Raw genomic sequence first — 11,563 nt, 5'->3', positions numbered from 1 at the left:
AGACCGTAATGAGTTAATACTATGTTTTTAGTCGATTCCCACTGCCATCTCGACAGCCTTGATTATAACGAGCTGCACTCCGGCGTTGATAACGTGCTGGAAAAAGCCCGTGAGCGTGATGTGAAATTTATGCTGGCCGTCGCGACGACGTTGCCGGGATACGAGGCGATGGCGCAACTGATTGGCGACCGCCCTGAGGTGGCTTTTTCCTGTGGCGTGCATCCGCTGAATATTGAGGAAGGCTACGATTTTGCAGAGCTGCGCCGCCTGGCTGCCAGCCCGAAAGTGGTGGCGATGGGCGAAACGGGTCTGGATTATTTCTATCAGAAAGAAGCCCATCAGCTGAAATTACAGCAGGATTCTTTCCGCGAGCATATCCGCGTTGGCCGTGAGCTGAACAAACCGGTGATCGTCCATACCCGCGATGCCCGTCAGGACACGCTCGATATTCTGAAAGAAGAGAAAGCCGGTGAATGCGGTGGCGTTCTGCACTGTTTTACCGAGGATATCCCGACCGCAGAATTCCTGCTAGATCTCGGTTTCTATATCTCGTTTTCCGGCATTATGACTTTCCGAAATGCTGAAGCCTTACGCGAAGTAGCCCGTTATGTGCCGCTAGATCGCCTGCTGGTGGAAACCGATTCCCCGTATCTGGCACCGGTGCCGCATCGGGGTAAAGAAAATCAGCCCGCATACGTGCGCGATATTGCCGATTACATGGCTGTTTTGAAAGGCGTCACCGTCGCACAGCTTGCCGAAGCGACGACAGCAAACTTTTCACGATTATTTCACATCGATGCATCCTCTCTGACCTAAGCTTTCGCTTAGTCATATATTCTGGATTTATTTTTCATCTCGTAATTAATCACCTTAATGAGGTATCTTGGCACCGTTTTTAACGGTGTCAGGGGAGCGATTTTCAGATTTTGTGTGGGTAAGTGCGGGTTTTTAATACGGTCTCACTGCATTTTTCAGAAAAACGTGACTGCCATCAAACATTAACAAAGGGAATTATTTTACCCTGCGTAAAAATTAAAAGGGGTGCTTAGACACCCGACAGCAAAAGGCTCTCAGAGCCTTTGCAAAGCGGTTCACTACACAGCGAAATCGCATGAAGTATCAAAAAACATCATTACTCAGGAGCACACTCAATTATGTTTAAGAACGCGTTTGCAAACCTTCAAAAGGTCGGTAAATCGCTAATGCTGCCAGTATCCGTACTCCCAATCGCAGGTATCCTGCTGGGCGTCGGTTCTGCAAACTTTAGCTGGCTGCCAATGATCGTTTCCCATGTTATGGCCGAAGCCGGTGGTTCAGTCTTCGCTAACATGCCTCTGATTTTCGCTATCGGTGTGGCGTTAGGCTTCACCAATAACGACGGTGTTTCTGCACTGGCCTCCGTAGTTGCTTACGGCATCATGGTGAAAACCATGGCGGTTGTTGCACCTCTGGTTCTGCATTTGCCTGCTGAAGAAATCGCAGCTAAGCACCTGGCGGATACCGGCGTACTCGGCGGTATTATCTCCGGTGCGATTGCGGCCTACATGTTCAACCGTTTCTATCGCATCCGGCTGCCAGAGTATCTGGGCTTCTTTGCGGGTAAACGTTTTGTTCCGATCATTTCTGGTCTGGCTGCCATCATCCTGGGTGTGGTTCTGTCCTTTATCTGGCCTCCAATCGGTACAGGTATCCAAACCTTCTCTCAATGGGCTGCTTACCAGAACCCGGTAGTCGCGTTCGGTATCTACGGTGTGGTTGAACGTGCGCTGGTGCCGTTTGGTCTGCACCACATCTGGAACGTTCCATTCCAGATGCAAATCGGTGAGTACGTTAACTCTGCCGGTCAGGTCTTCCACGGCGATATCCCACGTTACATGGCCGGTGACCCAACTGCAGGTAAACTGTCAGGTGGCTTCCTGTTCAAAATGTACGGTCTGCCAGCAGCTGCTGTGGCTATCTGGCACTCAGCGAAACCTGAAAACCGTGCAAAAGTCGGCGGCATCATGATCTCCGCTGCACTGACTGCGTTCCTGACCGGTATCACCGAGCCAATCGAATTCTCCTTCATGTTCGTGGCACCGATTCTGTATGTGATCCACGCGATTCTGGCCGGTCTGGCATTCCCAATCTGTATCCTGTTGGGTATGCGTGACGGTACCAGCTTCTCTCACGGTCTGATTGACTTCATCGTACTGAGCGGTAACAGCAGCAAAATCTGGCTGTTCCCTATCGTGGGTGCGGTGTATGCGGTGATTTACTACAGCATCTTCCGTTTCCTGATTGCTAAACTGGATCTGAAAACGCCTGGTCGTGAAGACACAACCAGCGAAACCACAACTCAGGGTGGTTCTGAAATGTCCGCTTCTCTGGTTCAGGCTTTCGGCGGTAAAGACAACATCACTAACCTCGATGCTTGTATCACCCGTCTGCGCGTCAGCGTAGCCGACGTATCCAAAGTGGATCAGGCTGGCCTGAAAAAACTGGGTGCGGCAGGTGTGGTCGTGGCAGGTTCTGGTGTTCAGGCAATCTTCGGCACCAAGTCCGATAACCTGAAAACCGACATGGACGAGTACATGCGTAGCCATTAATGGTGAGCACGGTCTGGTTCTGAAAGAGGAGGCTTCGGCCTCCTTTTTTCATGCCTGCGGTTTGAGGATAAAGACAGCGCCGCCGTCGGGTGGCGTTTTCTGCGTCAATTAAGCATCAAAAAGCGTAATCAGGTTGAAAGGAATGGAAATTCTAACCCATACTGCGTACAACGCTTTTTACTTTATTAAGGACAGTTAAGATGGCCGAAGAGACAATTTTCAGCAAAATTATTCGCCGTGAAATCCCTGCCGATGTGGTTTACCAGGATGAATTAGTCACGGCGTTCCGCGATATTTCTCCACAGGCGCCAAGCCATATCCTGATTATCCCGAATGTCCTGATCCCAACGATGAACGATGTCGATGCCAGTCACGAGGCCGCTCTCGGGCGCATGATGACCGTGGCGGCGAAAATCGCCGAACAGGAAGGGATCGCAGAAAGCGGCTACCGTTTGATCGTCAACTGCAACCGCGACGCAGGGCAGGAGGTTTACCATATCCACATGCATCTGGTTGGTGGCCGTGCTCTGGGGCCATTGCTGTCACACCAATAAGGATAAACATGCGTGTATTGATGGCGTTATTGCCGGTGGTTTTGCTGATGGGCTGTAGCAGCAAACCGGGTATTGCACTGAATAACCAGCAGCGCGTGGTGATGGAATCTCCCGTCCTGACAGCGGGAATTATTCCAGGTTCGCCATCAGTGTCGGATTCCGGCGGGCAGAAAAAAGCTACCAGCACACTGGATAACAACCAGCCACATCCTGTGACCTTACATTACCGTTTCTACTGGTACGATAAACAGGGGCTGGATTTACTCCCGGTCGCTGAATCGCGGACGGTGACGATTCCGGCAAACAGCCGCGTAACCATCAGTTCGCAAAACGGTAATCTTGATGCGTACAGCGTGCGTGTTTACCTTTATCTCTAATTTTTTGTACGGAGAAGGTTGATGAAAAAGTATTTCCTCATTGTGGCGATGGCCGCACTGATCCTGGGCGGTTGTACTTTGCCAAACCAGCAACAAACGCAGCCGCAGCAGCCTGAACAACCTCAGCAGCCGCAACAACCGCTGCCACCGGTTAATCCACCGGTTCCGGAGCAGCCACAAATTCAGCCAGTTCCGCAGCCTCCTAAACTGGCCAGCGTTGACTGGACGGCCACTGTTGAGCCGTTGCTGGCAAAAATGCTTAAAGCGAATGGCGTGCAGGCCGGCAGCGTTCTGCTGGTGGATGGCGTGAAGAACAGTACCAACGGTTCACTGCAAACGTCCAAAGCCACTGATGCCCTGCGCAGCGCGCTGGCCAATAACACCACGTTCCAGGTAGTGCCTGCCGATCAGCTGGCGTCAGCCAAGCAGTCTCTCGGGTTATCGCCGGATGACAGCCTGGCGTCCGTCAGCAAAGCCATCGGTCTGGCCAATATCGTGAAAGCGCAGTATGTGCTTTACAGCACGGTGAGCGGAGACGTGAAAGCGCCGACAATGTCGATGCGTTTGCTGACTGCGCCGAGTGGTGAAATTGTCTGGTCAGGTCGCGGTGCGGTCCAAAATTAAGGCTGAACTCAGTCCTGAAAATCAGTTACAGCAACTGATTGAGCAACACTATCCGGCAGTGAAAACTGCCGGTTTTCATTTATCTCCGGTGGCCGGTTTGACAGGTGAAAGCTGGAAAATTGTTTCTCCGGCGGGCAATATGCTGGCGCGCCATCAGTCCCGAGAACGTCGACATTCCGGTGTGGAAAGGCAACGCGAACATGCCATTTTGCGGCATATTGAGCGGCAGAGTTTGGGCCCTTGTGTCAGACTCAGTTCACCGCCGTGGCTGCTGGTGGAATGGATAGCAGGCACACCGCTCAGTAATGCGGCCTTTGTTTCCGCTGTGGGGCAGAAAGCCCTAAGCCAGAGTCTGGCGAGATTGCATCTGCTTAAGCCTTCGGGTTATCCGCTGGATTTGCGCCGTCAGTTTACCCGTTACTGGCAGCATGTCGACCGGCGCAGGCTGACGCCGTGCTGGCTGGCGTTACACCAGAAAATGATGCGACGGAAATTACCCGTGCCGCTGAAAATGGCACTTCTTCATATGGATATCCACGCGGGAAACCTGTTGGAAACGGAGACGGGTTTGCGGATCATTGACTGGGAATACGCCGCCGACGGCGATACGGCGCTGGAAATCGCCGCGCTTGTTCGTGGGAACGGTTTGGACCCGCACCATCAGGACACATTTATTCGCGAATATGCAAAAGCGGGCGGTTATCAGGATCTCTCCCTTTTCCGGCAACAGGTTAAACGCTGGTTGCCGTGGGTGGATTATCTGATGCTGCTGTGGTTTGAAGTCCGCTGGGCGCAGACCGCTGATAAGAAATACAGTGAATGGGCGCAGCCGCTGCGGGTCAGGCTGTTTGGCTGCGTCCATGATGAACATGTGAAAACTTAAAAGGAGCGCCATTTTGCTGGGACCTGTAATGCTGGATGTGGCTGGCTACGAGCTGGATGCCGAAGAACGTGAAATTTTGCAGCACCCGCTGGTTGGCGGGCTGATTCTCTTTACCCGAAACTACCATGACGTTGACCAGTTACATGAACTGATCCGTCAGATCCGCGCCGCATCGCACGATCGTCTGGTGCTGGCCGTTGATCAGGAAGGCGGTCGCGTGCAGCGTTTCCGCGAAGGTTTCACCCGTCTGCCCGCCGCCCAGTCTTTCGCCGCGCTCAATGATACACACGAAGCCGGGCGTCTGGCGCAGGAATCCGGCTGGCTGATGGCGTCAGAAATGATTGCGATGGATATCGACATCAGCTTCGCGCCGGTGCTGGATATCGGCCATATCAGTGCGGCTATCGGCGAACGTTCTTTCCACGCCGAACCGCAGAAAGCGCTCGACATGGCGGAGCAATATATTCTCGGTATGCATTCGGCGGGCATGAAAACCACCGGTAAGCATTTCCCGGGTCACGGCGCAGTCACTGCGGATTCCCACAAAGAAACCCCGCGCGATGACCGTCCGCTGAACGTGATCCGTGAGAACGACATGGCCATCTTCCGCGAGCTGAATGCGCGTAAATTGCTGGATGCCGTGATGCCCGCGCACGTGATTTATACTCAGGTTGACCCGCGCCCGGCCAGCGGTTCGCCGTACTGGTTGCAGGAAGTTCTGCGTAAAGAGCTGAATTTCGACGGCGTGATCTTCTCCGACGATTTATCGATGGAAGGCGCGGCGATTATGGGCAGCTATGCAGAACGTGGGCAGGCTTCTCTGGATGCCGGATGCGACATGATTCTGGTGTGTAATCACCGCGAAGGTGCCGTCAGCGTGCTGGATAACCTGTCGCCGGTCAAAGCTGAGCGTGTTGCACAGTTGTATCATCGTGGGCTGTACAGTGGAAAACAGGCCCGTCAGGACCTGATGAATTCGAGCCGCTGGAAACAGGCAAACCGTGAATTAACGACGCTTGATGCCCGCTGGCAGGAGCACAAACAGGTGACCCGTTAACATTTTTCAGTGGGTCTTAGGGTGTCAACGCACATTCAGGATGAGGTAAACGATGATTATTTATTTACATGGTTTCGATTCAACCAGTCCCGGTAACCACGAGAAAGTGCTGCAACTCCAGTTTATTGACCCGGACGTGCGCTTTATCAGTTACAGCACGCTGCACCCACGTCATGACATGCAACATTTGCTGAAAGAAGTCGATAAAGTGCTGCATGAAACCGCCGACAAATTGCCGCTGATTTGCGGGGTAGGGTTGGGCGGATTCTGGGCTGAACGGATCGGTTTCCTGTGCGGTATCCGTCAGGTGATGTTTAACCCGAACCTTTCGCCGCAGGAAAATATGGCCGGGAAAATTGACCGTCCGGAAGAGTACGAAGATATCGCCACCAAATGCATCAGTGATTTTCGCGAGAAGAACCGCGACCGTTGTCTGGTCATTTTATCCCGAGAAGATGGCGTCCTCGACAGCGGCAAAACGGCGGAGAAGTTGCACCATTATTATCCGATTGAATGGGACGAAAGCCAGACCCATAAATTCAAGGATATCTCGACCCATCTGCAACGTATCAAAGCCTTTAAAAATATCATTTGATTAACATTTATCGCTGAAAACCACTGCCACCGTGCGGTGGTTTTTTTATGCCTGAATCCGCGTGAAAAACAATTTTTCCCTCACCCCGACCTCTAACTGCCTGATTTAAAGAAGTCAAAATGGATGCCATTTAACTAAGTGAAATTTACCAAATGAATTTAAATTGACCTACATCAATTTTGGTATGACCAAATCACCACGCATGATATCCTCCGTCAAAGATACCGATTTAACTTAAGCAACCCTATGTAATATAAGGATAATATTTTTACTCTTATATAACAATTGGTTCACATTTGAGGGGGTCATTTTGACATCACCAATGAAGAAAATTGTGATTATCGGCGGTGGCGCCGGCGGTTTGGAACTGGCTACCAGCCTGGGCCATAAACTTGGCCGCAAGAAAAAAGCGGAGATCATTCTCGTCGATCGCAACCACAGCCATTTGTGGAAACCGCTGTTGCACGAAGTGGCAACTGGCAGCCTGGATGACGGCGTGGACGCGCTGAGCTATCTGGCACATGCGCGCAACCACGGTTTTACTTTCCAGATTGGTTCGCTGACCGATATCGATCGCGAAAATCAGACCATCAAACTCGCTGAAATCTGTGATGAAAGCGGCGACATTCTAGTGCCGGTTCGTGATATCGCTTACGACACACTGGTCATGGCGCTGGGCAGTACATCGAACGACTTTGGTACGCCGGGCGTGAAAGATAACTGTATTTTCCTGGACAATCCGCATCAGGCACACCGTTTCCATAACGAAATGCTGAACCTGTTCCTCAAATTCTCTGCCAGCGCTGACAAACAGAAGAAAGTGAATATTGCGATTGTCGGGGGCGGTGCCACCGGCGTTGAGTTGTCTGCCGAGTTGCATAATGCGGTGAAACAGCTGCACAGCTACGGTTTTAAAGGGCTGGACAGCGATGCGCTGAATGTCACGCTGGTGGAAGCCGGTGAGCGCATTCTGCCTGCATTGCCTCCGCGCATTTCCGGTGCAGCGCATCAGGAACTGACCAAACTGGGCGTGCGCGTTCTGACGCAAACAATGGTCACCAGTGCGGATAAAAACGGCCTGAACACCAAGTCTGGTGAATTCATCGATGCTGACCTGATGGTCTGGGCGGCGGGGATTAAAGCGCCTGATTTCATGAAAGACATTGCGGGTCTGGAAACTAACCGCATCAACCAGTTAGTGGTCGAGCCTACGCTGCAAACCACGCGTGATCCCAACATTTATGCGATCGGCGACTGCGCATCCTGCCCGCAGCCTTCGGGTGGTTTTGTGCCGCCGCGCGCGCAGTCTGCACACCAGATGGCGTCCCGCTGCTTCGCAAACATCATGGCACAGCGGAACGGCCAGAGTCTGAAACCGTACGTCTATAAAGACCACGGTTCACTGGTTTCTCTGTCGCGCTTTAGCACCGTTGGCAGCCTGATGGGTAACCTGATGCGTGGCTCGATGATGATTGAAGGGCGTATGGCACGTCTGGTTTATGTTTCCCTGTACCGCATGCACCAGATTGCGCTGCACGGTTACATTAAAACCGGCCTGATGATGCTGGTCGGCGGGATCAACCGCGTGATCCGTCCGCGTCTGAAACTGCACTGATTCTGAACCGCCGGTTTTTTTCAGAACTGGCTGAATCGTTTCATGCCTAAAAGCCTGTTTTTGACAGGCTTTTTCTTTTTACACTGTTTTTATTTTTTCGCAACAGCCTCACGTGAAGTATAAGAGTCCGCTGTTTTAATGTTGTCAGCTAAGAATTCTCTGAAACACCCAGTTCCACCTGCCATTCCTCTCACTTACAGAGTTCGTCTTATTGTTCGCTTACGTTTCCTTGTGCAAACTTGACTCTAAGTTTACAGACGGCGATTCACGCACGCCGGTCCTCAGATGTGTTGCAGTCCGCTGAGGCGCCCCGGAATCGGGGTAATTGCGTGGTAACATTTTCGGAGGAAGTCCTGTGAACAAGTCAATGTTAGCTGGGGTCGGTATCGGAGTGGCTGCGGCGCTGGGCATTGCTGGCGTTGCGAGCATGAACGTCTTTTCATCGGGTCCGCAGTACGCGCAGGTTGTCAGCGCGACGCCCATCAAAGAGACCACCAAAACCCCGCGTCAGGAATGCCGTGATGTGACGGTCACTCACCGTCGCCCTGTGCAGGATGAACATCAGCTTACCGGTTCCGTACTGGGTGCTGTTGCTGGTGGCGTACTGGGACATCAGTTCGGCGGTGGTCGCGGACGTGATGTCGCCACGGTCGCCGGTGCGCTGGGTGGCGGTTACGCGGGTAACCGCGTCCAGAGCAGCATGCAGGAAAATGATACGTACACGACTCAGCAGCAGCGCTGTAAAACCGTGTACGACAAATCGGACAAAACGCTCGGGTATGATGTGACCTACAAAATAGGCGATCAGCAAGGGAAAGTTCGTATGGACCACGATCCGGGCACTCAAATTCCGCTGGATAAAAGCGGTCAATTGCAGCTTACCCGTTCGTAATTTCCTGGTAAGCCTGACAAAAAGCAGCCAGAGGTTTTCCTCAGGCTGCTTTTTTTGTGCACCGAAATCAGCCACTGGCTTAGGTAGTGGCATTTTCCTGCGCGATTCCGTTTTTATGTTTCACCATATCGGCCAGTGCGATTTCAGCCGAGGTTTCTGTAAGTATCTGATCAATCCATCCCAGCGGGTTATGCACATATCCGTAAGGGTTCAACCCGCCCACTAACCCTATCGGATCCGGACTCAGGTATTGCCCCGTTTCACTATCATAGTAACGGTGCCGGTTGTAATGCAACCCGGATTCTTCATCGGCGTACTGCCCGGCAAAACGCAGGTTGCAGGTCGGGCCGTCATCATTTGCTGCCAGGCGGTAGCGGGTTTCTTTACCCCACGTACTTAGTCTGCTTGCCCATGCAACATCGCCTTTTTCGGTCAACAGCTCGCGTGGCGTGCCCATGTGGTCGCTGACGACATAATGCAGCTGACCTTTTTCACGGCGTGCGAGAGGCGTTAATGCCCCCCGGTTCATACAGCCAGTGAATGCTTTCTTCATAAGCCGGGGAGCCGTCGGCGTAAACCGGCGTTTCTTCGATAAGCTGGTCGCCGCTCCATAAATAGTCGTAGCCTGATGGTTTTTTGTGATTGCCACCTTCACGACGTTTACTGATGCGTCTTCCGAAAGCATCGTAGGCGTACTGCCAGCGTTCACCTTCGGGCGTAATAAGCCCGCGTATCTGGTTCTGAGCATCCCAGCGGTAGCGCCAGACCTGCGGGCGGAAGCCGGGTATTTCTGTCTTTTTCTCCTCCAGCCGTCCGGCGGTATCGTAGCGGTATTCGCCATTTCCCCGCCGTACCACCCGTCCTGCGTGTTGCACCTGACTGACCCGTTCCCTGACGTTGTTGCGCATCGGTACGCGCAATAGCAATCAGTTGCCCCCCCTGCCAGCCAAGCTCAACGCGGTAACCGTCGCTGTGTTTCAGCGCAATCAGACGGTCGTTCTGATAAACAAAGTCGATATGGTTACCGGCACGGTCGCGCAGGGAAGTCAGCCGGCGGTGTGAGCCGGATTGCGCGTCAAAGCACAGCGTTTGCTGGGTATGATGATTGAAGATATAAAGCGTGCCGCGGCGGCTGCCGTGTAAATGAAGGTGTGCCTGATGCAGGTTAATCCCGTCCACGTTGTCTTTATCAGCGGCGGAATAGTAGCTGAGGGTGGAACCTTCCTCTGTGGTGAAATGGATTTCATGGTCATCAAGCCGTAAAGACTGCGACCAGTTATCGGCCCATTTATGGCCGAAAATACCTGATGCCGTGGAACGGGAACGGTAGGTGCGGTTGAGCGTCAGCGGCAGCGTACCGGGCAGGTCGATGACTTGCAGGTTTTGCAGGAAATCGCCGGTCGCGATGTCAACGGGATCACCTTTTACGCTGCAGGTGCCGCCGAAGTTGCCTTCTTTATTATCGGAAACAGTTGGCTCGCCATGCTTGCGGGTGGACGCTTTACCGTTGCCTTCGCTGCGGAATTTGACTTTTCCGCCGCCTCCCAAATTAGCAGGCCGTGGAGGATAGGAGTTGGCGGAAGGCATTGAATCTTCCCTGGGTATGATTGAACCTTTTCCCTGCTGCTTCTTTTGCTTTTCAGTGATTGCACCACCGATAACGATGCCAGCAGCCATGAAAACATACTGGTTCTCCATCGCCGTACGAAATCCACGCAACGCATCCGGGCCCGCTGATCCGGCAATGACTTCGTACGATTCAGGGCTACCATTTCGTATAGCACCGGCAGCCAGAAATGCGCCATACTACGCACTGTCGGGCAGTTTCCCGTCAGGTTCATTTTCTTCACCGGTTTCAGGGCTGGCAGCTGAGCTGATTTCCGTCAAAGAAATATTCATCTCCGGCGGCGTTATTAATTATGATGCTGATATTTTGTTTTAATACGGGGGAACAGTTATCTGCACAGGCACTCCCGGAAATAATGATATCGCAGGAGGGTTTATACGGAGTAAGATCGCTTTCCTGAATAACCGATGACGAGTTTACCGCAGCCAGATACTCATCTTGAACGTTGAGTGCAACGGTATCATCGTCGCGGACCCTGACGCGGTAACCTCCGCTTTCATCGGGTTCCAGCCGGTATCCCACTTTCATTACGATCACATCATTTTCATTATCTTCCCGATCGCGCATCTTGAACTGCATCGCCGCAAAGGGCGTAAGATTTCGGAATTCCATTTTAAAAACATCCTTATGTTCGCCTTGTTTAATACCGTGTTTTATTAACCTTGCATTTACCGAAAAGGATATTAAGTTATTTTAATAATTTCACGAATCTGAATAAAAGAATTTGATATTAATTATTGAATTGGATTTT

At 52.2% G+C, this 11,563-nt stretch carries 12 protein-coding genes and 1 pseudogene; 10 read left to right on the top strand and 3 right to left on the bottom strand.

What is annotated here, in order from left to right:
• Nucleotides 1–21: 21 nt before the first annotated feature.
• The 10 genes from ACM5QY_RS19815 (at nucleotide 22) to ACM5QY_RS19770 (ending at nucleotide 9,185) form a co-directional block, all read left to right on the top strand.
• Nucleotides 22–816: a metal-dependent hydrolase gene (locus tag ACM5QY_RS19815; RefSeq protein ID WP_416122345.1), complete on the top strand. Its 795-nt coding sequence runs from the start codon at nucleotides 22–24 to the stop codon at nucleotides 814–816.
• Nucleotides 817–1,154: 338 nt separating this feature from the next.
• Nucleotides 1,155–2,588: a PTS glucose transporter subunit IIBC gene (gene ptsG / locus ACM5QY_RS19810; protein WP_104922694.1), complete on the top strand. Its 1,434-nt coding sequence runs from the start codon at nucleotides 1,155–1,157 to the stop codon at nucleotides 2,586–2,588.
• Between the two features lie 200 nt (nucleotides 2,589–2,788).
• Entirely contained in the window at nucleotides 2,789–3,142 is a 354-nt protein-coding gene (gene hinT / locus ACM5QY_RS19805) for a purine nucleoside phosphoramidase (RefSeq protein WP_104922693.1), read from the top strand.
• 8 nt (nucleotides 3,143–3,150) lie between these two features.
• A complete protein-coding gene (locus ACM5QY_RS19800; protein ID WP_416122344.1) occupies nucleotides 3,151–3,519 on the top strand; it encodes a YcfL family putative periplasmic lipoprotein in 369 nt (122 codons plus the stop codon).
• A gap of 21 nt (nucleotides 3,520–3,540) precedes the next feature.
• On the top strand, nucleotides 3,541–4,143 hold the full coding sequence (gene lpoB, locus ACM5QY_RS19795; RefSeq protein ID WP_416122343.1) for a penicillin-binding protein activator LpoB: 603 nt from the start codon (nucleotides 3,541–3,543) through the stop codon (nucleotides 4,141–4,143).
• On the top strand, nucleotides 4,127–5,026 hold the full coding sequence (locus ACM5QY_RS19790) for a phosphotransferase (RefSeq protein WP_416122342.1): 900 nt from the start codon (nucleotides 4,127–4,129) through the stop codon (nucleotides 5,024–5,026). The genes lpoB and ACM5QY_RS19790 overlap by 17 nt, the downstream gene beginning before the upstream one ends.
• A 16-nt stretch (nucleotides 5,027–5,042) precedes the next feature.
• On the top strand, nucleotides 5,043–6,083 hold the full coding sequence (gene nagZ, locus ACM5QY_RS19785; protein ID WP_416122940.1) for a beta-N-acetylhexosaminidase: 1,041 nt from the start codon (nucleotides 5,043–5,045) through the stop codon (nucleotides 6,081–6,083).
• Nucleotides 6,084–6,135: 52 nt separating this feature from the next.
• Nucleotides 6,136–6,678: an alpha/beta hydrolase YcfP gene (ycfP, locus tag ACM5QY_RS19780; protein ID WP_416122341.1), complete on the top strand. Its 543-nt coding sequence runs from the start codon at nucleotides 6,136–6,138 to the stop codon at nucleotides 6,676–6,678.
• Between the two features lie 310 nt (nucleotides 6,679–6,988).
• Nucleotides 6,989–8,293, top strand: a complete 1,305-nt coding sequence (locus ACM5QY_RS19775) for an NAD(P)/FAD-dependent oxidoreductase (protein ID WP_416122340.1) — start codon at nucleotides 6,989–6,991, stop codon at nucleotides 8,291–8,293.
• Nucleotides 8,294–8,648: 355 nt separating this feature from the next.
• The gene (locus ACM5QY_RS19770; RefSeq protein ID WP_416122339.1) at nucleotides 8,649–9,185 is read left to right on the top strand and encodes a glycine zipper 2TM domain-containing protein; all 537 of its coding nucleotides are present in this window, start codon (nucleotides 8,649–8,651) and stop codon (nucleotides 9,183–9,185) included.
• 163 nt (nucleotides 9,186–9,348) lie between these two features.
• Here the strand turns inward: ACM5QY_RS19770 and ACM5QY_RS19765 are convergent.
• The 3 genes and pseudogenes from ACM5QY_RS19765 to ACM5QY_RS19755 form a co-directional block, all read right to left on the bottom strand.
• Nucleotides 9,349–9,901 (bottom strand): annotated as a pseudogene (locus ACM5QY_RS19765) (RHS repeat-associated core domain-containing protein); the annotation flags it as partial.
• Nucleotides 9,891–10,772 (bottom strand): DUF6531 domain-containing protein, encoded by an 882-nt coding sequence (locus tag ACM5QY_RS19760; protein ID WP_463366400.1) that lies wholly within the window; start codon nucleotides 10,770–10,772, stop codon nucleotides 9,891–9,893. The pseudogene ACM5QY_RS19765 and the gene ACM5QY_RS19760, both read right to left, overlap by 11 nt.
• Before the next feature lie 268 nt (nucleotides 10,773–11,040).
• Nucleotides 11,041–11,424, bottom strand: a complete 384-nt coding sequence (locus tag ACM5QY_RS19755; RefSeq protein ID WP_416122337.1) for a DUF2169 domain-containing protein — start codon at nucleotides 11,422–11,424, stop codon at nucleotides 11,041–11,043.
• Nucleotides 11,425–11,563: the final 139 nt, after the last annotated feature.

Source organism: Rahnella sp. PCH160, from assembly GCF_047784855.1.
In the GTDB taxonomy this organism is placed as follows: domain Bacteria; phylum Pseudomonadota; class Gammaproteobacteria; order Enterobacterales; family Enterobacteriaceae; genus Rahnella.
Note: the sequence above shows the minus strand (reverse complement) of the source record. Positions and strands in the feature narration are given on the sequence as shown.